At 40.0% G+C, this 24,927-nt stretch carries 16 protein-coding genes and 1 CRISPR repeat array; of the genes, 8 read left to right on the forward strand and 8 right to left on the reverse strand.

Going from position 1 to position 24,927, the window contains the following annotated elements:
* Window positions 1-39: 39 nt before the first annotated feature.
* The 3 genes from AACS98_RS06450 (at window position 40) to AACS98_RS06460 (ending at window position 3,658) form a co-directional block, all read left to right on the forward strand.
* Entirely contained in the window at window positions 40-1,683 is a 1,644-nt protein-coding gene (locus tag AACS98_RS06450; RefSeq protein WP_066377577.1) for an ABC1 kinase family protein, read from the forward strand.
* Window positions 1,684-1,858: 175 nt separating this feature from the next.
* The gene (locus tag AACS98_RS06455; RefSeq protein ID WP_066377499.1) at window positions 1,859-2,839 is read left to right on the forward strand and encodes an ABC transporter ATP-binding protein; all 981 of its coding nucleotides are present in this window, start codon (window positions 1,859-1,861) and stop codon (window positions 2,837-2,839) included.
* A gap of 30 nt (window positions 2,840-2,869) precedes the next feature.
* Entirely contained in the window at window positions 2,870-3,658 is a 789-nt protein-coding gene (locus tag AACS98_RS06460) for an ABC transporter permease (protein ID WP_066377502.1), read from the forward strand.
* A gap of 36 nt (window positions 3,659-3,694) precedes the next feature.
* Here the strand turns inward: AACS98_RS06460 and AACS98_RS06465 are convergent, their stop codons facing one another.
* Window positions 3,695-5,371, reverse strand: a complete 1,677-nt coding sequence (locus tag AACS98_RS06465; RefSeq protein ID WP_066377504.1) for a serine/threonine protein kinase — start codon at window positions 5,369-5,371, stop codon at window positions 3,695-3,697.
* Window positions 5,372-5,454: 83 nt separating this feature from the next.
* Entirely contained in the window at window positions 5,455-6,291 is an 837-nt protein-coding gene (locus tag AACS98_RS06470; RefSeq protein ID WP_066377507.1) for an alpha/beta fold hydrolase, read from the reverse strand.
* Window positions 6,292-6,652: 361 nt separating this feature from the next.
* On the opposite strand from AACS98_RS06470, the gene AACS98_RS06475 reads away from it, so the two are divergent.
* Both AACS98_RS06475 and AACS98_RS06480 read left to right on the forward strand, forming a co-directional pair.
* Window positions 6,653-8,473: an ABC transporter ATP-binding protein gene (locus AACS98_RS06475; RefSeq protein WP_066377512.1), complete on the forward strand. Its 1,821-nt coding sequence runs from the start codon at window positions 6,653-6,655 to the stop codon at window positions 8,471-8,473.
* A 60-nt stretch (window positions 8,474-8,533) separates the two neighbouring features.
* On the forward strand, window positions 8,534-10,099 hold the full coding sequence (locus AACS98_RS06480; RefSeq protein WP_066377513.1) for a metallophosphoesterase: 1,566 nt from the start codon (window positions 8,534-8,536) through the stop codon (window positions 10,097-10,099).
* 309 nt (window positions 10,100-10,408) lie between these two features.
* A CRISPR array of direct repeats spans window positions 10,409-12,359; the repeat unit is 37 nt; unit sequence GTTGCAACATTAACTAATCCCTATTAGGGATTGAAAC.
* A 966-nt stretch (window positions 12,360-13,325) separates the two neighbouring features.
* On the opposite strand, the gene AACS98_RS06485 is transcribed toward AACS98_RS06480, so the two are convergent.
* Window positions 13,326-14,924 (reverse strand): Hsp70 family protein, encoded by a 1,599-nt coding sequence (locus tag AACS98_RS06485; RefSeq protein WP_066377515.1) that lies wholly within the window; start codon window positions 14,922-14,924, stop codon window positions 13,326-13,328.
* A 58-nt stretch (window positions 14,925-14,982) separates the two neighbouring features.
* The gene (uvsE, locus tag AACS98_RS06490) at window positions 14,983-15,930 is read right to left on the reverse strand and encodes a UV DNA damage repair endonuclease UvsE (RefSeq protein ID WP_066377579.1); all 948 of its coding nucleotides are present in this window, start codon (window positions 15,928-15,930) and stop codon (window positions 14,983-14,985) included.
* 487 nt (window positions 15,931-16,417) lie between these two features.
* Here uvsE and AACS98_RS06495 point away from each other — a divergent pair, with 487 nt between their 5' ends.
* Window positions 16,418-16,636 (forward strand): hypothetical protein, encoded by a 219-nt coding sequence (locus AACS98_RS06495; protein WP_066377516.1) that lies wholly within the window; start codon window positions 16,418-16,420, stop codon window positions 16,634-16,636.
* Window positions 16,637-16,829: 193 nt separating this feature from the next.
* Window positions 16,830-16,985, forward strand: coding sequence for a hypothetical protein (locus tag AACS98_RS06500; protein ID WP_156481552.1), 156 nt, complete (start codon window positions 16,830-16,832; stop codon window positions 16,983-16,985).
* On the opposite strand, the gene AACS98_RS06505 is transcribed toward AACS98_RS06500, so the two are convergent.
* From AACS98_RS06505 to AACS98_RS06515, 3 genes are all read right to left on the reverse strand, one after another.
* Window positions 16,948-17,220 (reverse strand): cupin domain-containing protein, encoded by a 273-nt coding sequence (locus AACS98_RS06505; RefSeq protein WP_066377517.1) that lies wholly within the window; start codon window positions 17,218-17,220, stop codon window positions 16,948-16,950. The two genes, AACS98_RS06500 and AACS98_RS06505, sit on opposite strands and share 38 nt — an antisense overlap.
* Before the next feature lie 22 nt (window positions 17,221-17,242).
* Window positions 17,243-17,557, reverse strand: coding sequence for a Mo-dependent nitrogenase C-terminal domain-containing protein (locus AACS98_RS06510; RefSeq protein WP_369815955.1), 315 nt, complete (start codon window positions 17,555-17,557; stop codon window positions 17,243-17,245).
* A gap of 734 nt (window positions 17,558-18,291) precedes the next feature.
* Window positions 18,292-20,784 carry a CPBP family glutamic-type intramembrane protease gene (locus AACS98_RS06515; RefSeq protein WP_066377520.1) on the reverse strand — a complete coding sequence of 831 codons (2,493 nt, stop codon included), beginning with the start codon at window positions 20,782-20,784 and terminating at the stop codon, window positions 18,292-18,294.
* Window positions 20,785-21,161: 377 nt separating this feature from the next.
* Here AACS98_RS06515 and AACS98_RS06520 point away from each other — a divergent pair, with 377 nt between their 5' ends.
* On the forward strand, window positions 21,162-21,635 hold the full coding sequence (locus AACS98_RS06520; protein ID WP_066377521.1) for a hypothetical protein: 474 nt from the start codon (window positions 21,162-21,164) through the stop codon (window positions 21,633-21,635).
* Between the two features lie 110 nt (window positions 21,636-21,745).
* Here AACS98_RS06520 and AACS98_RS06525 read toward each other — a convergent pair whose 3' ends face one another.
* On the reverse strand, window positions 21,746-24,427 hold the full coding sequence (locus AACS98_RS06525) for a hypothetical protein (RefSeq protein WP_066377523.1): 2,682 nt from the start codon (window positions 24,425-24,427) through the stop codon (window positions 21,746-21,748).
* Between the last annotated feature and the right edge of the window lie 500 nt (window positions 24,428-24,927).

Below are 24,927 nucleotides of genomic sequence, written 5' to 3' on the forward strand. Positions count from 1 at the left end.
CCCCACTCCCCCCACTCCCCCATCTCCCCACTCACCCCCATGTTCCTGACCCAAACAGTTCCCCGTCAACGAGAAATTATTGAAGTTGTCCTCCGCCACGGTTGGGATTATATGCGGAGACTACTAACAGGTGGCAAAGCTGATGAACCACAGCTACCCACCCCGGCAGTGTTAAAAAATATCCTGGTGGATTTAGGGCCTGTGTATGTCAAACTTGGTCAGTTGATGTCTACCCGTCCAGATTTACTCAGCGCGCCTTACATTGAAGAACTTTCCACACTGCAAGACGAAGTACCGCCTGTTCCTTGGGCAGAAATTGAAATTGTCATTCGCAAACAACTAAAACGTCCTTTAGAAGAAACTTTCAAACAGATTAATCCTATCCCTGTGGCGGCGGGATCAATTGCCCAAATTCATCGCGCTACATTAGCCGATGGACGAGAAGTAGCAATGAAGGTGCAACGACCAGGGATCGATATCACCGTGGCTCAAGATATTGCTTTAATTCAAGGGATTGCCGATTTGGTAGCGCGTACCGATTTCGGGCAGAATTATGAAATTAAATCGATTGCGGAAGAATTTACCAGAGCTTTAGAAGCTGAGTTAGATTTTACACGGGAAGCTAGTTATACAGACCAATTACGGCGTAATTTATCTCACAGTCGTTGGTTTGAACCCCAAAAAATAGTAGTGGCTGAAATTTACTGGCACTTAACTACAGAAAAATTAATGGTGATGGAATGGCTAGAAGGAGTGCCAATACTATCAGCCAATTTCAGCAACAATAACGGTACAGAACCAGTAGCCGAGCGTCAAGCAATCACCACCCTACTATTTCGGGCTTTCTTTCAGCAGTTATATATTGATGGCTTTTTCCATGCTGATCCCCATCCGGGTAATATCTTTTATCTCAACGATGGTCGTGTTGCCCTGATAGATTGTGGCATGGTGGGCAGACTTGATCCCCGGACTCAGCAGATATTAACAGAAATGCTGTTAGCAATTGTCGATTTAGATGCGGGAAGATGCGCCCAATTGACTTTACAACTAGCAGATTCAGCACAACCGGTAATTGTGGCGCGGTTAGAAAGTGATTACGACCGGATGCTGCGGAAGTATTATAACGTCAGCTTGACTGAGATGAATTTTAGTCAAGTATTTTATGAAATTTTGCAAGTCGCCCGGAATAATAAAATTCGCTTACCCAGTAACATGGGCTTGTACGCCAAAACCTTAGCGAATTTGGAAGGGGTAGCGCGGATATTTAACCCAGAAGTAAATTTATTTGAAGAAATCCAACCTTTAATTACAGACTTATTTCGGCGGCAATTATTAGGCGATAATCCCGTGCGATCGCTCCTCAGAACCGCCTTAGATATCAAAAGCCTCTCCTTACAATCGCCCCGACAAATCGAACTCTTATTAGACAGAGTAACATCAGAAACCTTACGCTGGAACTTATCACTACATGGTTTAGACGGTGTACGCCGCACAATGGACGATGCAGCCAACCGCCTCTCATTTAGTATATTAGTAGGTTCGCTGATTATGGGGGCAGCAATTATCACAACTAAGGCACAGACAACCCAACTGTCATTTTTAAGCAGCTTCTTATTTGCGGCGGCGAGTTTGTTGGGATTGTGGCTAATTATCAGTATCTTGCGCTCCGGGCGTTTAAAATAAAACAATTGTTTGTAGTGAGGACTTTAGTCCTCTCATCTCTACCAGAGGCAGGTTTTCGGCAGGCTAGCAAAAAAGAAAGAAACGCATTTAAATTTATTATTCAATAAAAACAGAATTAATCGTGTTTTTACACGAGTAATTAGTTTCTTCCTCTCCCCATGTTTCTTGAGATAATATGTCAATCATCATCGCCGAAAATCTCAGTAAATCCTATCCTGTAGCGGTGAAAGAACCCGGAATTAAAGGCACAATTACCCACTTTTTCCGCCGCACCTACCGCTCAATTAAAGCAGTTCAAGACGTTACTTTTGAAATTGCACCCGGTGAAGTAGTGGGGTTTCTAGGGCCAAATGGTGCTGGTAAAACTACCACACTTAAAATGCTCACAGGACTAATTTATCCTACTAGCGGTGTAGTTAGAGTAGCTGGACATATTCCCTTTAAACGCCAAGAAGCATTTTTGCAAAAAATCACCTTGGTAATGGGACAAAAACAACAATTACTCTGGGATTTACCCGCCCTAGATTCCTTAAAAATTAACGCTGCTGTCTACAACATTTCAGATAAAGAATTTCACCGCCGCGTCGGGGAATTAACAGAAATGCTGTCTTTAGAAGGGAAGCTAAATCAACCAGTGCGGAAACTGTCTTTAGGTGAACGCATGAAGGCGGAACTATTAGCAGCACTGTTACACCGTCCCCAAGTCTTGTTTTTAGATGAACCCACACTAGGGTTAGATGTTAACGCTCAAGTAGCAGTCCGCGATTTTTTGCGTGAGTACAATCAACGTTATCAAGCAACAGTTTTGTTGACTAGCCATTACATGGCAGATATTACAGCTTTATGTCAACGAGTGCTGTTAATTCACCAAGGAAAACTGATGTATGACGGTAGCTTAGATGGGTTGTTAGAACGTTTTGCCCCCTACCGAGAAATTTATGTAGAGTTAGCCCAACCTCTATCAATGGAAACACTCAAACTTTATGGTGATGTGCAACTTTTAGAAGGGCGAGCCGTGCATTTTATAGTCAAGCAAGATTTACTTACCCGCACAGTATCCCAGATTTTAGCTAATTTAGAAGTCATAGATTTAACCGTAACTGAACCACCTGTAGAAGATGTAATTGCACGAGTTTTTCAGGCAGGAGTGGTTTAATAAATTCAAAATTCTCTCATTCAAAAATAAATGAAACGAATTATTAGAAAAACTCTAACTTTACTGACAGTTTACTATGCCTACATGGTGGAGTATCGAGCCGAATTAATTTTATGGGTTTTATCTGGCTCTTTACCAATTATTTTGATGGGGGTTTGGATAAAAGCAGCGCAAGGTGGGCAGTTTGGTTTAACACCTGTAGATTTTGCCCGTTACTTTTTGACAGTTTTTATTGTCAGACAAATATCAACTGTTTGGGTAATATGGGAGTTTGAAAAGGAAGTATTAGAAGGTAAACTATCACCTAAATTATTGCAACCTTTAGATCCAGTATGGCATCATGTGGCATCCCATTTGTCTGAAAGAGTGGCTCGTATACCATTTGCAGTCTTACTTATAGTCTTGTTTTTTGTTCTCTATCCCCAGGCTATGTGGTTGCCCAGTTTGGGACAATTATTATTATTTTCTGTGGCGGTGGTGCTAGCGTTTATTTTGCGGTTTGTAATTCAGTATACCCTTGCCATATTCGCTTTTTGGACAGAAAGGGCTAACGCTTTAGAAAATTTTTGGATGTTGTTTTACTTGTTTTTGTCTGGTTTAATAGCACCATTAGAAGTCTTCCCGGAAGCTGTAAGACAGATAGTTTTATTTACACCTTTCCCCTACTTAATCAATTTCCCTGCTAGTATTTTGGTTGGCTTACCTGTGGATATAACACGAGGGTTTTTGTCCCTACTAGCTTGGATATTAATATTTTTAGGAGCAAATCGTTGGTTATGGCGTGCAGGATTGAAAAAATATTCGGGAATGGGGGCATAAAAAAGAAGATTTTTTTAACTTGTGCTTCAGATTCATTTACGATTGGTTAACTATGGTTCTAAATTGATCGACAGAACCTAAAGAATAATCTTCTAATTTAAAATCAGCAAAAGGTTTATTTGCTAATCTATCTCGTAGTGCTTCATCTAGAATTACACCTGCTGATTGATTTCTTACACCAATAATAATGACGCTACTTTGATATCTGGTAACATCTTGATTTGGTTTACAATCGCGGCGTTGAAATTGCCCAAGATTTAACAAGCGATAACTTTGAACACTGGGGGTATTTTTAAATAATTTTTCTGATAAATTTTGGATGTTTTGGGAACGTTCCAATGCTCTTTGTTGTGCAATGGCTAATTTACTATCACAAGTAGCTATACCTACAGAGATAATCTCATTTGGTTCTTGCATTATTTGTTGTATGCCTGATTGTTCTAAGATTAATTTTAAAACATCTAGACTAATAATTTGATTATTATTAGTAATTTGAAAGTTACTTTCAGCAAGCCATTTGTATTCTACTGATAAAACAGCTATGTTAAATTCAGCTACCCTCCCTTGACTATCCCTGCCTTCTTGATAAGGAAAATAATCAATTTTATCTTTTCTTTGTGGTGATTGATTTGGGGATGGCAATAAACTTGTCAAGGTGGGAACACTTGACATTAAAGATAATACACTGAGTAAACCTAATGAGACTAGCAAGGCTGCAAACAACGCCATTAAAGGTATTTTGGCTGTAGGTTTGGCTGATGGTGATGGAGGAGATGGAATTTTGGGTTGGGCAAATTCTACAGTTTGTGATTTTTTGGCAAGGTGAATATTGGGATTTTCAATAATAGTGAGCCGTTGCCAAATTTCTTGAGCTTTAGCGGGGCGTTGATTTAATTCTGGTGTCATTAACCAGTCAATTAAATCTAATAGTGCAGGTGGAATATGATGAACAGAACTACGCCATTGCAATAAATTATGGCGTGCATCATACATATCTAGAGGATGTTTTCCTGTTAGTAAAAAAGTGAAAGTGCGTCCTAAAGCAAAAAAATCTGATTGTGGTGTAACTTTTTCGTGCATTTGTTCTGGCGCACTGTAACCAGATGACATAGTGGGTGTGGTGCTGCGGTTTTGGTAATTTCTGGCTATTTCTTTGGCTGTACCAAAGTCAATTAAAACTAATTGTTTATCTGGTCTGAGGATGATGTTAGATGGTTTAATATTTAAGTGGAAATATTCCTGGTTATGAACTACGTCTAAAATTTCTAATAATTGTTTTAACCAATTTATAGCTTGTGTTGGGGTGAGAGGTTTTTGTTGCTTTTCTAACCATTGTTCTAAGTTCAAACCGTCAATTTTTTCTTGGACGATGCAGTGCAGAATTAAACTGTTTCTAGTTTGATGCTGAAAATACTCATCTACTTTGGGAATACCGACATGATTTAGTTTTCCCAAGATGACGGCTTCTTGGCGAAATAGTTCTACGGCTTTAGTGTTGCTGCCAAGATTTGCTTGTAGTACCTTGAGAACTTTTACTGTGTCTTTTTCTCTGACTTGATAAACTTTACTAAATCCATTTGTATCACTCAGTAAGCGCATCACCCGATAGCGTCCGATTAATTCTAATTGAGAACCACAACTTTGACAAAAGCGGTTTTTTTCATTGTGGGGATGATTAGGTTTGGGACAAACTGGATTGATACAAAGGGTCATGATATGATGTGAAACGTCAAATTGCAAAAGAGTAAAACTGAGCTTTACTCTTTTGTTGTTGTTGATTAATAATCAGATGGGTTTTAGTTAAATTCTGCTAAGAATTTTGCAACTGTCTGGTTAAATGCGGCTGGTGCTGTCAAGAAAGGCCAATGATTGCCAGGAACTTGACACAGACGCAGGTTTTTCAGATAAGTTTTATAAGGTTTAATTTGCCAATCTAGACGATTTACACCTTTTTCTGGCTGGATGAATAAGGTAGGAGTTTCTAGAGGAACAGTGAAACCAGGTACGCACATCACATCTTCAAAAATGCCATCACGGGCGGCGATAGTGAATTTACTTCCCCAGCTACCATCAGCTTTTTGTTCTAACCCTGCTTGAAAGACTTGCTGTTGTAAGCTACTCCAACCCTGATATTGATTTAATTGCTTTGCTTGTTGTTCGGCAACTTCGTAGCTGGTAAATGGCCCCATGCCTTTGAGAAACGAGAGGTAGCGGTACAATAGGGGGAAAGTCAGTCTTAAGACGCTGGGCATTTTCCAGATAAAGATGGGATCGACTAAAACCATACTCCGCAAACGTTGGGGATTTTTTCTAGCCCAGATGGCGGCTAGTTTACCTGTCCATGAATGGCTGACAATATGAGCAGATTTCCACCCTAAAGAATCCATGAGTGCTTCTAGGTCAGCGATCGCACTTTCAAAAGTATAGTCTGTTTCTGGCTTACTACTCTCACCATGACCGCGCATATCCGGCGCAATTATATGATAATCTGCCTGTAATTCATCTGCTAAACTCGACCACACCAAAGCATGGTCAGCTAAACCATGTAGTAGCAGTAAAGGTTCTGTGCCTTGATTCCACTCCAAATAAGATAACTGGATATCAGGGGTTGATAAAGTGTGACGAATAGGCATCTTTCGTTTTCATCCATCCTGAGAGATAGCTTCGCGCTTCTTATCGTACTGCGAAAGTCTAAAGCTAGATAGCAATTCCAAATTCACGCATAGCCTACAGGAAACAAGGGACAAAATTCAAAATTCCCAAACGGATAAAATACAGACTCATCCGCGTTTATCTGCGTTTATCTGCGTTTATCTGCGTTCAATTATTTTTATTCACATCCTCGAAAAACCCCTCTCCAAACCTCTCCCCTGCAAGGAGAGAGGCTTTAAAAGCTTTATTTTTCGTCGAAAACGCAGCATATTTTAGCCCCTCTCCGTGTCGGAGAGGGGTTGGGGAGAGGTTGATCAAATTCGAGTTAAAATAAAATGAATAATGAAGAGTAAAAAGCAACCTAACCCCCTGCGTCAATCACTGGGTGTTTTCCGTTATAGCGGACGAGCGATAAACTTAGTGTGGACGACTAGCCACAGTTTGACAATGATTCTGGCTAGTTTAACCTTATTGGCTGGTTTATTACCGGCAGCGATCGCCTATATTGGTAAGTTAATAGTTGATGCTGTGGTATTGGCATCACAGACAAATACTAACAGCAACATTTACCAACCATTATTGTATGTCAGCCTAGAGGCGATCGCAGTAGCATTACTCGCTGGCAGTCAACGCGGTTTAACCATCTGTCAGTCACTTCTACGCGCCTTACTTGGTCAACGAGTTAATGTTTTAATCCTCAAAAAAGCCTTAACTCTCAACTTAACCCACTTTGAAAACTCAGAATTCTATGACAAACTAACCAACGCCCGCCGAGAAGCGTCAGTACGTCCCTTATCATTAGTTAATCGTACCTTTGGCTTAGTACAGAATGCCCTCTCCCTAATTACCTATGGGGCTTTACTGGTAAGATTTTCAGTCTGGGCTGTAGTAGTCTTAATCTTAGCAGCCATGCCAGCCTTCATTGCTGAAACTCGGTTTGCTGGCGAAGCTTTTCGGTTATTTAGTTGGCGTGCGCCAGAAACAAGACAACAACATTATATAGAAACACTCCTAGCTAGAGAAGACTATGCAACAGAAGTCAAACTCTACCAACTAGGGGAAATGCTGCTGGGACGCTATTATAACATATTTGAGCAATTATATCAAGAAGACCGAAAATTAACCATCCGCCGGGGAACTTGGGGATATATATTGAGTTTGGTGAGTACCACCGCCTTTTATATTGCCTATGGTTGGATTGTAATAGAAACAGTCATCGGCAAAATTTCGTTAGGCGACATGATCATGTATATTACCGTGTTTCGCCAAGGACAGACGACATTTGCTAACGCCCTGACATCGATAGGGGGAATGTACGAAGATAACCTATATCTTTCCAACCTGTACGAATTTCTCGAAGAAAAAGTCACCCCACCCAGAGGAAAAGTCACCAGAGGAAACAAACCCGAAGACGGTATCCGGTTTGAAAAAGTCAGTTTTACCTATCCAGGTAACACCCAACCGACATTGAGAAACATCACCCTACATTTAAAACCCGGCGAAAAACTCGCCATTGTCGGTGAAAACGGTTCAGGAAAGACGACATTAATCAAACTGCTAACAAGACTCTACACCCCAAACACAGGTAGAATACTGTTAGATGGCGTAGACTTACAAGAATGGGATGTAGACGTACTGCGCCAACGTATCGGCGTAATATTCCAGAACTTTGTGCGTTATCAGTTCACCGTCGGCGAAAACATTGGCGTAGGGGATGTCAACAACATCAACAACAACAACAGATGGCGAACAGCAGCGCAAAAAGGTAAAGCAGATAACTTCATTGAAAACCTACCCCAACAATTTCAAACCCAACTAGGGAAATGGTTCAAAAGCGGACAAGAACTATCTGGGGGACAATGGCAAAAAATAGCCCTAGCCCGTGCATTCATGAGAACACAAGCAGATATTTTAGTATTAGACGAACCCACATCAGCCATAGATGCCCAAGCCGAATATGAGATATTTAATCATTTTCGCACCCTCACCCAAAACCAAATGGTATTTCTAATCTCACACCGCTTCTCAACAGTGAGGATGGCAGACAAAATCATAGTCATCGACAACGGCGAAATAGTCGAACAAGGAACTCATCAACAACTGCTAGCAGCAGACAGACTATATGCCAGACTATTTACCATACAAGCAGCCGGCTATCAATAAACCACAACTTTGCGTACCTCCGTGTTTACCTCCGCGCCCCTCTGCGTTTTTAAACAACCTATGAAACTAATTTCCGATCCATCAATTGCCATCAAAATCCAGAAAATGAAACAAAGGGTACGATGGCAACATCCGAGTATAATAGAAAGAAGCATCGATCAAACCAGAATGGTGATAGACCAGCATGATCACCCAGACTTTTCATTTATCGTACTGGGGGATAGCGGCACAAAATCCCATTATGGATACCATCCCCAAAGACTCGTAGCAGAATTGATGCTCAAACATAAAGACGAATGCAGCTTCGTGCTACACACAGGGGATGTCATCTATGTAGTTGGTTCTCGTGAATATTACCCAGCGAACTTTATCGAACCTTACCGAGAGTTTATCGTCGGTGGAGAACAGCCCGAAAAAATCGCCTATGACAGCATGGTGTTTAACCTACCATTTTTACCAGTGCTAGGCAACCATGATTATTATGACGTACCGTTTTTCTACCGTTTAATTACAGGTAGTACCTTAAGCTTGCGGCGAATGCTGCGGTATAAAGATTTTGAGATTGGTTGGCATGGTTCTAATCAAGGAGATGCCTATGCTAGAGCCTTTATTGATTATCTCACAGGTATTGCTGCACCGCAAGAACTCAACCAACATTTAGACAAACACTACACTGGGAAAACAGACACCGGAAGATGCTTACATTACCTACCGGGAGAATTTACCCGTGTACCGAACCGATATTATAGCTTTCGTTACGGTGGGATAGATTTTTTCGCCCTAGATTCTAACACCTTTAACACACCTGCGCCGTTGCCGCACACTGCCGCCGGAGATGTGTATCGCCGGGAATTACAAAAGCGTCGCCAAGAAATAGATAGAGAAGAAGAATTAATTTTAGCTGAATGCGATAAACTCAATCCAGAAGTAGCTGCCGATGCGGAATTACTGGATGATTTCAGCGCGAAGTTAGACCAAATCAACGAAATCAAACTCGACATCGAGAAACAATTAGCATCAGACGACAGCCCGGTGATAGACTGGGAACAATTAGACTGGTTACGCAGCAGATTAATTGAATCTTGGCACTGTTCCGAAGTGCGGGGAAGAATTTTGTTTTTTCATCATCCCCCCTACGTCACCGAAGCGACAAAATGGGATCAAGCGCAAACATTAGCAGTGCGTCAGCGTTTGCGGTGGGTGTTTAATCAAGTGGCGGAAACCGTGGGGGATGGAGTGAAAGAGCGTCCCATAGTAGATATAATTTTCAACGGACACGCCCACTGTTTAGAATATCTCCGCACCGTGGATACTGGACACGCAGACTCGCACATTAATTGTATTGTATCTGGTGGTAGCGGTCGCCGTCCCCGTCGTCAGCGAGCAGAGGGGACAGTGTTAATGGAGATGTTTCAGGATAATTCTGGTAAATCTATCCGTAAAGTCGCCCATTCCCAGCTTTACGTCGGTCGTAGTGGTCATGGTGTAGAAAAGCAGCTATCATACTCTTGTGTGCGTATTGATGTAAAAGATGGCAATCCACCTAAGTTTATTGTCAGACCTTTGGTAGCGGAACGGGTGGGGGATGAGTGGTTTGAGCGGGAGTTGGATAAGATTGTGATTTAGTAAGCTGTTGATGAGCGCAGTTTTACGCTTATGAGTGATTTAGAGGCTGAAAAGCTTGTGACGCAAGGATTTTTTAGACTGACTGCGCGGAGGGGTAGGTGTACAAAATTGTGTTTGGGGAAAAATGGCTGTATTCCTTATTCCGTCAGCTTTTGCAGATTTTTTTAAAAAAAACCACCCGCGCACCTTGCCCTGTCTGGGTTTCAGCGATTTTGCCCTCTTGCCAGTCACTTTTCTCGTGCTATGATAGACCCATCCGCGAATCTGAACCTTGAAAACCTTATATACATTGGCTTTCGGGCTGCCGCAGTTGCAACATTAACTAATCCCTATTAGGGATTGAAACGCCTGAAGTAGATATACTTTGAAGTTTCCAAGTAGGTAAAGTTGCAACATTAACTAATCCCTATTAGGGATTGAAACATAAGCTGATAGTCTTGCTGTGATTGAGTCAGGTTGCAACATTAACTAATCCCTATTAGGGATTGAAACTACGGATGGTAAAAGCGGTAAGGACTTCCGAAAGGTTGCAACATTAACTAATCCCTATTAGGGATTGAAACCTCTCTTTTATATTCTTTGCACCCTCTCAAAAAGGTGCCGTTGCAACATTAACTAATCCCTATTAGGGATTGAAACAGGTGATACTCGTGGGCAAGTAGGTAGTGCCCTGAGGTTGCAACATTAACTAATCCCTATTAGGGATTGAAACAACACCAACGTTACAGCCTATTTGACTCCATCAGAAAGGGAAGTTGCAACATTAACTAATCCCTATTAGGGATTGAAACTTAAAGCCCCCATAAACAACACATCTTTGTTGAGTTGCAACATTAACTAATCCCTATTAGGGATTGAAACCTTATGCCCTGCATCCCAGTTGAAGTCTGGGAGACCGCCTAGCGTTGCAACATTAACTAATCCCTATTAGGGATTGAAACCTTGTTATTAGAGTGTTAGCTTTTGTCTTTTTTTCAGGTTGCAACATTAACTAATCCCTATTAGGGATTGAAACGGATAGATACCATCTTACCTTTAATTTAACGATATCGTTGCAACATTAACTAATCCCTATTAGGGATTGAAACTTGAAATAACCTCAAACACCGCAACAGAATCTTCGTTGCAACATTAACTAATCCCTATTAGGGATTGAAACTCAGAAGTCTACGCCATCATCGAAGCCTTGAAAAATGAGCGTTGCAACATTAACTAATCCCTATTAGGGATTGAAACTATTTTCATCAGAGAGGATGCCAGTAAAATTCTGGTTGCAACATTAACTAATCCCTATTAGGGATTGAAACTGGTAAATCCATCAGGATTCCTCCTTGAGCCAGCTAAGTTGCAACATTAACTAATCCCTATTAGGGATTGAAACGTGGCTGTCCCGGTTGGGGTGCTGGCCCTAGTAAATGTTGCAACATTAACTAATCCCTATTAGGGATTGAAACATTACTAAAATAAGCTTTTAAATTACTAGCCTTAAGTTGCAACATTAACTAATCCCTATTAGGGATTGAAACTTTAACTATGATGGTAAATGCTTCATCTGTAGGAAGTTGCAACATTAACTAATCCCTATTAGGGATTGAAACTAATTGCGATCGCTGCTTGTTGGGGACAGACTGCGCGGGTTGCAACATTAACTAATCCCTATTAGGGATTGAAACTACAACCGTGATAATGACTTTGGATTTTTCAGTTTGAATTGTTGCAACATTAACTAATCCCTATTAGGGATTGAAACTCTTTTCCCTTCTTATTTCCTTATGCTTACCTATCCGTTGCAACATTAACTAATCCCTATTAGGGATTGAAACAATTATACTACAATCCACAACCGTACAGAATTGTGTTGCAACATTAACTAATCCCTATTAGGGATTGAAACTTCTGCGAAACCGTGCCGAGCAACCCGGTAGACCGTTGCAACATTAACTAATCCCTATTAGGGATTGAAACAAATGGGATTCAAGCGCAATCAGGCGGGGATAAACGAACGTTGCAACATTAACTAATCCCTATTAGGGATTGAAACAGAGAAATTCTGCAAAATAAAACCCTGGGATGAAGAAGGTTGCAACATTAACTAATCCCTATTAGGGATTGAAACCGTTCATGAATGCTGCTAAATCAGCGTCAGTAGCAGTTGCAACATTAACTAATCCCTATTAGGGATTGAAACTTGATTAACCCACTTAAACACTTCCGCTAAGTTGCGTTGCAACATTAACTAATCCCTATTAGGGATTGAAACAGACATTACATCCATGCTCCCGCTTTGTAAATTTGTTGCAACATTAACTAATCCCTATTAACCCAAGTTGCTAGTTATCAAAAAGCACCTTGTTTTAAGTAAAAAATCTAATTTTTAGGTATTTTAAAATACTTAAAGATTAAATTTTAGCATCAAAGAAATACAGTTTAGGGGTACTAACTAGCAACTTACGTTATTAGGGATTGAAACAGGTATCTTTTATCAATTCCAAACTGTATTAAGTAGGTCAACATTAGACCTCTTGCATAAATATTTTTCTGCCTCACACAAAGGCGCAAAGACGCAAAGAAAGACGCTAGAATCATGACTTTTGCAAGAGGTCTATTGAAAAAGGTAAAATAGAGTCTTTGCGATTGCTTCGCTTCACTGCGTTCCGCTCGTAATGACATTTCACATTTAATTAGGTTGAGCTACTTATTTGCTTGGAGTTGCAACATTAACTAATCCCTATTTTCATATCTTGCACCTTTCTCAATAAGCGTCAGCCGATGCACTGCCAATGACGCAAAACTAAGGCTTTCAGGAAGTTGCAAGCAATGCCCACCCTACAAAAATTATTATCAAGGAACAGGTGCAAGATGTGTGTATTAGAGATTGAAACACTACACAGTTATAGAAAATTAGCGTTCTTCTTTGCGCCTTTGCGCCTTTGCGCGAGACAAAAAAAGATATAGTTAACCCACGAAAATACCTGTAAAGAAAGCATTTCCCCACAAGCCCAAAATTGATATAACGGTGCGTTAGGCGCGAAGACAAGACGCAATGAAACATCGAAACAGACGCGCCTAACAAACCCTACTGAACTGACACAGCTAATTTAGTGCATTAGGAAACTCTTGTGGGATGGTCATCTTGACCGTCCCGTGCAGGCATCTTGCCTGCACCACAAGAAATTTTGTATTATGTTTGTGCATCATTTTAGTCGTGTCAGTCCACTACAAGCTATTAACTCAACTGGGCGACGAGTTGATTTTCTAAGAGCGTATCACTGGTTAACAAATCCTCAACGGTGATTCTTAAAAACCGTTGCTCATCTACTTGAAACATTACCTTAATACGATCGCTCCCCGGAAACCCAGGAGGTGTCAATTTAGCGATACTTCTGGCCCCTTCCTGATCATTCAACGGTTTCACGCTAGTTACACCATTATCCAGCCGACGAGTAATTAAGCGATCGCCATCAAAATAAACTTCTGTTCCGCCTGTTTCCGCCCCTAATTCCCCGATAATCAACTCTATACTCGGTTGATTCTCCAAGGAAGCCCCCAAATATAACTCTACAGGCTGATTCATCGGGTAAGCTTGTCCTTCCTTAATTATCGGATGCCAAGAGTGACGCTGATTCCGCCGATCCCAATATCGTACACCGTAACTGTGATAGAGAAAGTCCTTAATTTCTACCCCTTGGGATAGTTGCAATGCACCTTGAGCGATCGCCTCAAATGGACGTTGACAACGAATCTTGTCTGTGGTAAAATAACCTTCAATCCATTTCTGAACTGCTGGTAATTGTACAGTTCCACCGACCAATAACACGGCATTAATATCTGTAACTTCAATACCTTGACGGCGGGCTTGCTGTAAGAGATTCGTCATACACTCATCCAACTGCTGAAAAAATCCCCGTTCGGTGAGGATATTTTCCAGATTGTCCCGATTTAGACTGAGTTCGTAGGTTTCAAAACTTTCGTCATCAAAATAAACTTCACTAGCTTGATTTTGACTTGATAACTGAATCTTGAGTTTTTCCGCCAGTCTCATTGTCAAAGGGCTAACCGCCAACCCTTGATGTTTGGCAAAATAATCAACTAACCAGTTATCAATATCTGTACCGCCTAAATTCTGCCCAGCTTTGGCTAGTACACGGGCGGTTTTGACTTTTTGTTTTGAGTCTTCCGCAAGAGATTTGTTACCCCATTTGAGCAGAAATCCTACAGGTTTATTATTTGCCTGTCCAGTTTTCTGCAACTGCACAAGGGATAAATCTAATGTTCCCCCGCCAAAGTCAACGACTAACAAAATTTCTTGATCAACTAAACCATAACCCAAAGCGGCGGCGGTGGGTTCGTCTAACATCCGCACTTGTTCCACGGGCAGGGCTTGACAAACTTTCCCTAACCAGTGACGATAAGCTTCAAAGCTATCTACAGGTACGGTTAAGACGAGTGAATCTAAGCCGCCTTCTTGGGGTGCTAGTTGTGTGATGATGTGAGACAAATACCATTGTCCGACTTGTTCAAAGCTGATGATTTGTCCGTCGAGTTCTGGTAAAAAGCCTTGAATATCTGCGGCTATTCCCCGTTTAAAGCTGCGGAAAAATCGGCTATCATTTTTTAGGTCAAGGCCGCGATCGCGTACTTGTTGACCGACGATGATTTTACTCTGGTTAGCGTCTTCAACGTACACCAAACTGGGAATTAATGGTGGGTTGAGGCTTTGTTGGATTGATAGGTTTGCTAGGCTGACGGTTTCTGGTTGTTGGGTGACTGGGTTCCAACGGGCTATTACTGTGTTACTTGTACCAAAATCAATTGCGATCGCCATAGTCTGATGATTGTATCGCGCAAAGGCGCAAAGGCGCAAAGTGTTTGTTTGAGTGAGACTATTTTCCCATAAGCCACCAACTACGCAAATGTGCGATCGCTGTTTCTTTGTGTTTGGCTTCTATTTCTATCCAGGGGGCTTGATGGTAAACTTGGGGCATGGCGGTTATCAGGGTGCTGTGTTTGCGGTCGAGAAAAGATTGTTCACCGTTGGAGATGTGGACTAATTGCCAGTCTGGATTTTTCCAGGTTGTTTTGGCTGCTTCAAACATGGATGTGACGCTGGGGTGGTTGTAGCTGTCTAATTTTTCATAGCAAATATGATGATGGGCATCAAATACCATTGGAATTTGTGCTTGTTGACATACTGCTAAAATTTCACTGGCACTATAGGCGTATTCGTCGTTTTCTAGGGTTAAACGGTTTTTGATGGCTGGTGGTAGTTCGGAGATGACTTTGATTAGTTGTTCGCTACGTTGAGATTTGCCACCGTGTATATTCATTAATGACCAAGGTGAACGAGGTAAGCCGAGTAAGTCTAAGTTGAGGGCGTGTCTGGCTAAGATTTTGATGCTGTTTTGTACGACTTCGGGCGAGTCGGAACTGAGGACTACGTATTGATCAGGGTGTAGTACCATTCTAATGTTGAGGGATTGGGAGCGATCGCCAATGGTAGCTAGTTCAGCCTTCATGCTGTTTAATATCTTCGCCCCAATTTCGTCTTCCATATCACTTAAGGGAAACAAGGCTGAAGTCATGCGATACAGTTTAATATTGTTGGCATCGCAAAAGGTTAAGGCATCATGTAGTCGCTGTAAGTTATGCTGGTAAATCTCCCTTAAAGCTGTTTCCCGTTGACTCAGGGAAAGTTGTAAATAACGTGTGCGTGTCATTGTCCGAAACCGCACTGTTTTATCAAAGGTAATGCAAACCAGCCCTAACCTTGGCGGCTCATTTTTTGGTAATTTTGCTGTGTTAGGCAGTGTGTTTAACTGGGTTGCAGTCATGAATTTAGTTTGCTTTGTTTGCCACTCTTTCATTTAACTGAATTTTCTACAAAGCTGTGGAGTATCTAAAGCTTGATTTTTTACGGGTTTCAACACCTACAAGGAAGAGATTTAGAACTTATCAGACATTGTAGAGACGTTGCATGCAACGTCTCTACACACATTTTGCACTATTCTCAATAACCGTGGGGCGATGCACAGCCTACAAGGTAAAAATAAGGGTTTAAGCGAATTTTGAGGAGTGCATCGCCGCCCTGTAATCGCAATCAAGCAGCTGTTGCAAAATGTGAGCCTCCAATGTGGCTCAGAACTAAAGTCTGAATATCAAATTAGGTATATGTACCTTTTGGTAGTGTTGTCAAGTAAATGAAATATTTATTAATATAAGTAGAAATTCAACTTTGGGAGTTCACGCAAATCAAGGTAACAAGAATTTCTTCACAGGGGGGTTCCCAGTTCCCAGTTTTTTAGTAAGGGAGTAGAAGAGATGAAAGACGAGCAAAATAATAACTCTCAGGAATTTATCGACAATCTCAAGAATGGAATTTGGCTATTTGGTTTGTCTTCTTGGGTATTTGGGATTACCGATCGCAGTATTGCATCTTTCGCTGATGGTTATTTATCTGCATTGGATTTAACGCAACTATTTACAGCTGCTACATTCTTTGTGGCATGGCTATTTTTGAAGCCAACATCTAAAGTTTAACCAGGTTGTAGCGTTTCAGGTAGAACCTTTCGATAAAACACGGGGAGTAGGGAGTAGGGGAAGCGGAGGAGGCAGGGGAGCAGGGGAGCAGGGGAGCAGGGGAGAAAAGCTAATGACTAATGACTAATGACTAATGACTAATGACTAATGACTAATGACTTTTTTCTCAAACAATTTAGGGTAATTCTGCGATATGTCAGAATTACCCCTGTTTGGTTGGTATATGACTGATGTAGGTGCAAACCAATTGCGATCGCTGTCTCAAGTTGAATATTCCCTTATTCCCTGTGACTTGGATACGTTACTTTTAGCTAATCAAAAGCATAATGTTTTTTTACGTCGCGTCTAATTTCCCAAGTACAGGACATTCCAGCCGGGAAAATCACTAAATCTCCTTTACCCATTTGTACAGGTTGTCCGCTATCAGGCGTAACAACTACGTCACCTTCTAAGAAATAACAAGTTTCTTGAGTATCATAAGTCCAGGGAAATTTTGAAATTTCTTTTTGCCAAATTCCCCACTGAAACACACCCAACTGCTGTAGTCTTTCTTGACTTGGTTGATGCTCAATTTTAATTTCCATGTCGCCTTGTATCTGTAGTGATTTAGCAGTAAGACTGAATGTCTTCACCACATTCATCTACTAAATAACATAAAGCGCGAAAACGCAAGCCCACAAATTGATCATACAGGGGATTGAGCTTACACATAGGAGGGATGTGTCCTATTTTGCGTCCAAATAGCACAATGTCACGCTCAAAAGGACATTGAGCCGGGATCAATTTGGCGATCAAGCAAGCTAATTTACGATTGTGGATTTCTACTGCATCCAGCTTTTCACGTAAGGGTTGCAACAAATCCAATTTTTTCTGACTACCTGCTTTTTCGGTGATGTCGATAGGTTTGATAAAAGCAGACATGACAATATCTTGGTTATGGCTGTGGATAACACTCATAATCAAATCTTCCTATGTAAACAACCTATTTTGCAGTTGTGCTACTTACCATACAATTTGTTTCTAGATTAGGTGTTATGTGCAAATAAATTAACTTCAGCACAGATATCAGGTAAATCTGAGAAAAATTGTTGGTCAATGTGGGACTAATTGATATATAAACCGACTAGATGTCTTGGAACTGTCCCGTTAAATACAAAATAACAAAGAAAAAGTAAAAATGGTATTTCCTTAACTTATTGATTGCTGATATGGCAAATAGCGATTTCATATATTAAATGTCAAGCTCCGGTTTTTAAACTACACAGTGATTGTAGCCGCATTTTTACCAGTAAAATTACGGTTTTTTTGAGCCTTTAGCTAGATTTACTGGGTTTTCAAATCTACGGATAATTGATTTTAGGCTATTGTGTATCAAATAAATTGTCATATACGCTACATAAGCAGACCTGAATATTATTTAATAAGTTCCCAATGACCCTTTGATAAGGAGAAACTAATCTATGAATGCTAGTGGTTGGATCAAAATTTTGCAGAAGCTTGTCTTCTACCCTAGGTAAAATACCCTTTTTCAGTCAAAAAATATCAAGCAGACATAAGAAAATTTATCTGAAAAGTTTAAAATTTTCGGAAAATTTCATTACCTATGTAGGATGCGTTAGCAAACAGTAGGGTATATAACCGATGAAAAATGTAGTTTACTCAGCAATGAGATGACGCTGGCCGCCGAAAGCCAAAAGCCAAACTACTACTATAATCCAATGGATGAGGAAGATTACCCAAAAAGAACCTGTGAGTGCATAAGCTACTGTGCAGCACAGTCCTAAAAGTCCTGCTAAGGTAAGGAAAATTGGCTGAAAAAATGTTGGATATCCAGTCCGGAAAAAAGTTCTGGCGTTGAGGGGATGATAAATAATAAATAAAACTAAGATGAATCCAGCCCATAATCCCCATTGATACCAGTTGATGACTTCTATGGGATGGGGAAGCGGTAAGACGCGAAAGACTAATTCTTCGGTGAGGGCTGGTGAAATGGCTGATTGTAGTGCAATCTTGAATTGTGAGATTTTTTGAGTAGGGGTAAAACTCCAATACAAAAAGCCAGTTTTTAATCCTAAAGGTAAGGCGATCGCAGTATAAATTAACAGTGTTCCTGCCACAACTAACCAATCTGTACTTTGGGGCAGTACGATAGATGCGAGGAATCGGTTCAGTAAAATGGTGATAGGTGCAATATTTGTTCCGGGAATTGTCAGATAGCCTAATGCCATTGTTGCCGCTAGGGGGGCAATATCTGGATTTAAACCACCAATTTGATTAGTTCTGAGAAACCAGAGTTGAGCGTCATGTCTCAAGAATAGGGCGGCTAGTTCATCCTGTGCTTGTCTAGGTAGCATTGTCCGCCAACTGGTGAGAGCAGCCCATATACTGCGATCGCGAAAAGTTTTTTGTCCTTTCCCAGTCCCCATTAAATAGTCTGCGTGACTTTGCCAGTCTGCACGCACGATACCCAAAGGAGTTAATTGGTTTTCTAAAGCCTCACCCAAACTAACTAATTCTTGAAAGCGCGAAGTTTGGGGATCATTGGGGTGAGTGTTGAGCCATTGCTGAATTGCTGGTTCTTTGGCGACTTGCTCAGTTATGACTTGAATGGCAATATAAAGGGCTTGACTAGAATCCTGCACACAGGAAGTTGCTGGGGAAACCGTCGCGCCACCAGTTCCGTCACCTGTGCGATATCGCGCCATCATCACCTGCAATTGTTGCTGAAATTCTGTCACAGGAGAGAGTTTGATTCCCCCAAAATTATAGTTTTGTGTCACAGGTGCAAACTTCATCAGCACATCGGAAATTGGACGAGTCGCCGCCCATCCCCACTGTAAGTTACCCATGTAGTCAGCCCAGGTATGTGTACCGGAGATAATGCCATCAGAGTTGTTAGCGTAAATTTGCAGATAGTCAATGGCGAATTGTAATTCTTGGGTGATGGGTTCACGGACTACCTGCGCCAATCCAAAAGCAAAATGTCCGGTGACTGTAAACGCTGGGAAGTTTTCCGCTTTTTTACCGCCAATTCCGCCGAAATTGTGTAAAAGAATCGCTTTGTCGCCTTCTTGCCAATGGGATGATGTGGCGGTGGGGTTTAACAAGACCTTGCCAATTGTACCTTGATCTTGGGGTGTAATCTGCCAATTTTCATTTTTGATGTAATTTAATCCGGCGGCTTTTCCCGAAATTATTTTATCTGGCTGGAGTTGTAGAAGCGATCGCGGGACTAATCCCTGCACCACAAACACCCCGGCTGCATTTTTGCCGCCGTAAATATACCAACCCGCTTTTCCGGCTGGTGAATTTTCCAGTTGATTGGGGGTAGATGGTGGGATATTGCGTCTGTCTACTACCTGTTGGGGAATGCGGATAATTTCTTCGACACCATCGAATTGGCGAGAAGTGCGATTATAATGACGCACCTGAAACAAATCATTGGCACAAGTAGTATTTTCAGGACAGACTTTTGCTGCTGGAGATAAGATTTTAACTAAGCCGTAGAATCTACCAGTGGCTAAGACAGGCTCATGGGCAATTTGCAACCGTGGTTGTCCTGAGTTGGATTCTAGGAGTTTAACATCATCTAAGGTGACAATCAGATCATCATTTGGTCTAGCACCAGCCAGGGATTGCAAAGGCCCGACTTTTAGACGACCATCAAGGCGTGAGGGATGGATAATACCTGTAGCTGCGCTGTTTTTCGTTTCTTGTGTAAACTTGATATCTTGTTGTACAGCTTGCACATAAGATTTTAACTCTGGTTGATCTTGCCATTCCAGGCGGACAACTTGACCTACTAATTGCTGTAACTCTGTGGGTGCGTGTTGTACTTCCATCCATACCCAGTCTTCTCCCGGTGGGATTTGTTGTGGCGTTGGTAAAATTAACCTGCCTACCCACTCAGCCACAGGTTGATATAAATCAGGGTTAACAGTTTGATTAAGGGGATAAAACTGTGTTTGATTAAAGTCTTGGCGTTTGTGGATGGCGTAATTACTGCCTTGGGTAATGATGGGCTGGGGGCGTGGGTAAAATAGCCAGAGTGCGATCGCAATCAGTACCACCCAGAAAATGAAAAATGGCGATCGCCATCTGTTTGGGCGACGCAACTGCCAACTGCTAGATGATTTTTCATTCTGCATTGCTGTTCTGGCTCTGATTTTCTTTTGTATATAGCATAAAATCACTACTTTAATAAATATTGGCCAAATTTCTGTTTCAATTAGACATTTTTCAGGTTTTTAAGTCTAAAAAAATCACGATTTATGTCCATTTAATTGAAGATTTTACCGCGAATTTATTCCTATTTTTTTATATATTTGTTATAAATTAATTGAGGATAATTGCTGAGTATTATTCGCAAGTTTTCCAAAAATAAAGACTTAATTTATCAATATATCTATGTATTGAATCAAAACTAATAACTTCTAGTTTTTGGTTGATAAATCCAGTTTATCTCAGCTATATAGACAACATCTAGCAAACAAAACTCAAGTCCTACAACAAAGGCTTACCTAACATGAATATACGTTATCATTCTGCTGGCATTTTTTTAAAAGTTAGTCTTGCTCTCACAAGTTTGATTGGCTGTTTAACCTTGAAATCAACTCCAGCATCAGCCCAAGCATTAATAGAAAACCCTATTTCTGATTTTAGTTCTGGAGAACCTGCCGTCTTTGCCGGTGCAGCAGTGTATCTTACCCCTGGTAATTATTTATCAAGCATTGCTGCTGAAGCAGTCGCACCTAAAGGCACTTACTTCGCAGGATTCAATGGTGCATACACAGTTACAGCAATTTCATATATAGATCCCATTACTCATGTTGCCTATCCAAGCATCACACTGCACACGGGTGGATTATTAGCACTTCCGTATAATGTAGCGGGATCTATTAGAGGAGCTATAGTTGATAGACTGAGATACGGCAATCTCACATTAGATGAATATACAGCATTGGTAAGAGCGGCTGTTGGTAATGATGGTTTAGATTAAGTCGTGGTGATTGAGAATTAACATCCATCCCTTCCCCATCATGGAAGGGATGTGTGTTAATTAATTAGTTTAATTATTTGAGATATATAAAATAAGATATCTTACAAATATTAAAACCTAAAACCACCTTGAAAAAGTGCTTCAAAGTTGTCTCCACTCATCCCAATACGAGACTGCCAAAAATTACCACTACCAGGAATATTACGCCGCAGCAATAATCCATAGGTAAAATCAGCAACTCGATTTCCTGTATCTCGTTCAGTATTTTTAAAATTCTGTAGATAAGCACCAAAAGCCCACTGAGGACTAACTTGTTGTAAACCTTCCAAGGTATAGAATAAATCCCCTCTAATTTCTAGAGAATTACTAAATTCTAAACCTGTATTAAAACCTAATTTTCCTTGAAATAATCCTACTGGTGTAATACTGAATTGATTATCTAAAAATAGAATTGCTGTAGATAAAGAATAATTTAAATTTCTATTTTGATGAGAAAACAAGTAACTCATATTCAGATAAGCAGGATTTAAAAAATTAACTTCACTATTCCAATACAATTGTAATGATGGAATATGGTTAGTAATAGATTCAGTTCGTCCTTCTGCATCCACTGCTACATGAGTGCTGATATAATTCAAGACTCCGTTAAAATAAATGCCTAGTGTTGGCTCTAAAATTCCCAAATTATTTGTAATATTAAATGCAGTATCTGTATTCAAGTTCAACCACATACCTGAACTAATACCGTAATTCCAGTTACCAGAAGCAGCAGCCCACAAAGCTTCTATAGTAGGTAAATATAAATATCCATCAAAAGCTTGAAAATAATTAGTAATTTTGCCATCTTGACTTAACTCGATCCGATCAAAAGCCATATCAAAGGCACGAACATTAATTGGAAATGATGTCAGATTCGCCGAACTTAAATTCTGAATAAACTGTTGCCCATTAGGAGCAGTTAAAGTCACTTGTACAGCCGATGAACGGTTAGGTGTTTGTTGGGAGGGTATAGGTATACTAACAGATGATAAAGGGCCAAAACTTTGATTAGAAACATCAGCTTTAGAAATAAAAGTTTCTCCTGCTCTCCAGGTGCGATTACCATCAAAAACCTGAACTAAACGCCGATGATTACCAGTACGAATTTGAAAAATACTGGAACTATTGAGGGTAATGGTACTGGGAAAGCTGAGAATTCCAGAAACTTGCTCTAATCCACTATTCTGATTACCTAAATATAGGGTTCTGTTAAGTATTTGATTAATTTGTCTTCTTTGTTCTGGGGTTGCCTTTGAATCTAAAACCGCAAAATTATCTTGTCGGGAATATCGCTCTTTAGCCTCATGTAAACTTGCTTCTAGCTCAGAAAAATCTATTAATTCCAAAATACTACCTAGCAACATTCCTAATGTAGATTTAGCAGTTTGTGATTTATCTATTTGTCTTTCAGAAAAGGATAAAGATAAAGAAACACCAGGATTAGTAGCAATATTAGTATAAGTGGCTTTAGCTTCTAAAGGGTCATACTCTAATAGAGTTCTATTATGAGAATAGCTCAGATAAAATCTATGCCAATCATGTTGTTCTATTTTATCTCTAATTCCTAACAGACTTTGGCTTTCACCTAAAGTCACCCAATAGAGAGAGTTTAAATAATAAGAACTGCGTTGATTTGTACTAATAGATTGATTTAGTAAGATGTTATATAAATCAACATTACCAAATTCTTCTCTATTGCCAACCTTAATCCCAGGATAGGATGTGATTTCAGCTTGAAATTGAGTTTTTTGCCCAGTAACAGGATTACCCCAAGTAAATCCGGCTTGTTGTAAAGTCTCTGGAGAAATTATTTCTCCACGAGTCAAAGTTACTTCTCCTAATAATGGTTGTAAATTACTGGTAGGAAAATTTTGCAAGATTAACGGATATTGATCTGTACTCAATGATGAAACATTAGGTACAACTGAAGATATCGAATTATTGGGATTACCTCTAGAATTAATCACAACGGGGGCAGTCTCAACCCCCACTGGATTAATTACTTCCGCCGCAATTGATTCGATAGTAAATTGGTTAGTACCAATTGCTTGTGTTAGTTCTTGAACACCTTGCGGTAGAGATGAAACTGCCTGCATTCCCCAAAGTCTTTGAGTTAATCTAATCGACTCTCTACGTTGAGTGTTTGTAGTTGCTCCTTGGTACGTAACTCCACTTTGCCATCCCTTGGTTTCTATGACAACCCGATTACCAGGTAGCACCCAATAAAATTGGTCTTGTTTAGGAAAATTGGCAAATGTAAAACGGTTAAATACAGGATCTTCCGTCGAAAATTTCAGAGAATATTCAATATATTTTGTATTTGCTATAGGATTAAATGGCGCAGAATAAAAAGTAAAGTTATCTCTAGGATCAATTATCCAAGGATACCTAATAGCACTATTAGTCAGTGCATTTAATATAAATATTTCTAAATCTTTTTTTTGCAGAATAGGTTTTTCATTCTGCTCAGTTGGAGTATCAGATTCCTCATCATTAATATCTGGTTTTTGTAATGGTATAATTGGGGTGGGAATATTCGTATCTTGAAGATTAGGAATATCTCTAGTCGGTTTTAAAGGGAAACTTTGTGTAAAAACTGTGTTTTTTTTATCAGTAAAGTTATTAGATACTCTCAATTCTATATCTGACTGATGTTCTGCATTCACTCTATCTGCAATCAGATTAGTTGCTAATACAAAGGTGAACAGAGCTATATTAATAAGTCTCTGGCAATCAATTAAGTAATTAAACATTATAACCCATACATGATTAATCTAAACTATGCTCATCGTCTAGATATTAAAAAGCTAAATATCTTTTCACTAAACTCCATTCTCAATTAATGGAATATGTGCAACATAATGCTATAAAAAAAATTATTAACTAATGACAGTTGCAATTAATACTTAAACTTTATTACTCTATGACTGATGTTTCATAAAGATATTGAATCTGAGCATTAACCATCTGGGATTTAAAGTGTGGGCTAGCTCTACATACATTACACATCTTCCTGAAAATAATAAACCAGTAAATCACTTAATTCTATTTAACTAAAGACAGAATTAACTTGAATACAAAAAAGTTATACTGGAAATTTTTCGGCAGGTTCTCAAAAAAATATCAGGATTAATGTCTTTTTATTTATGTTTTTGATTTGATATTTTATGAAAAATATTATAAAATTATCAAGTCATTGAGTGATATTTTGTGTGTTTTCTATAGGTAATATCAAATTAATAAATTATTATTA

Source organism: Anabaena sp. CA = ATCC 33047 (assembly GCF_963870205.1).
Classification (GTDB): Bacteria; Cyanobacteriota; Cyanobacteriia; order Cyanobacteriales; family Nostocaceae; genus Trichormus.

Coding starts and splice junctions, on each gene's coding strand:
- AACS98_RS06450 (WP_066377577.1), top strand. CDS start 40: ATGTTCCTGACCCAAACAGTTCCCCGTCAACGAGAAATTATTGAAGTT.
- AACS98_RS06455 (WP_066377499.1), top strand. CDS start 1,859: ATGTCAATCATCATCGCCGAAAATCTCAGTAAATCCTATCCTGTAGCG.
- AACS98_RS06460 (WP_066377502.1), top strand. CDS start 2,870: ATGAAACGAATTATTAGAAAAACTCTAACTTTACTGACAGTTTACTAT.
- AACS98_RS06465 (WP_066377504.1), bottom strand. CDS start 5,371: ATGACCCTTTGTATCAATCCAGTTTGTCCCAAACCTAATCATCCCCAC.
- AACS98_RS06470 (WP_066377507.1), bottom strand. CDS start 6,291: ATGCCTATTCGTCACACTTTATCAACCCCTGATATCCAGTTATCTTAT.
- AACS98_RS06475 (WP_066377512.1), top strand. CDS start 6,653: ATGAAGAGTAAAAAGCAACCTAACCCCCTGCGTCAATCACTGGGTGTT.
- AACS98_RS06480 (WP_066377513.1), top strand. CDS start 8,534: ATGAAACTAATTTCCGATCCATCAATTGCCATCAAAATCCAGAAAATG.
- AACS98_RS06485 (WP_066377515.1), bottom strand. CDS start 14,924: ATGGCGATCGCAATTGATTTTGGTACAAGTAACACAGTAATAGCCCGT.
- uvsE (WP_066377579.1), bottom strand. CDS start 15,930: ATGACTGCAACCCAGTTAAACACACTGCCTAACACAGCAAAATTACCA.
- AACS98_RS06495 (WP_066377516.1), top strand. CDS start 16,418: ATGAAAGACGAGCAAAATAATAACTCTCAGGAATTTATCGACAATCTC.
- AACS98_RS06500 (WP_156481552.1), top strand. CDS start 16,830: ATGTCAGAATTACCCCTGTTTGGTTGGTATATGACTGATGTAGGTGCA.
- AACS98_RS06505 (WP_066377517.1), bottom strand. CDS start 17,220: ATGGAAATTAAAATTGAGCATCAACCAAGTCAAGAAAGACTACAGCAG.
- AACS98_RS06510 (WP_369815955.1), bottom strand. CDS start 17,557: ATGTCTGCTTTTATCAAACCTATCGACATCACCGAAAAAGCAGGTAGT.
- AACS98_RS06515 (WP_066377520.1), bottom strand. CDS start 20,784: ATGCAGAATGAAAAATCATCTAGCAGTTGGCAGTTGCGTCGCCCAAAC.
- AACS98_RS06520 (WP_066377521.1), top strand. CDS start 21,162: ATGAATATACGTTATCATTCTGCTGGCATTTTTTTAAAAGTTAGTCTT.
- AACS98_RS06525 (WP_066377523.1), bottom strand. CDS start 24,427: ATGTTTAATTACTTAATTGATTGCCAGAGACTTATTAATATAGCTCTG.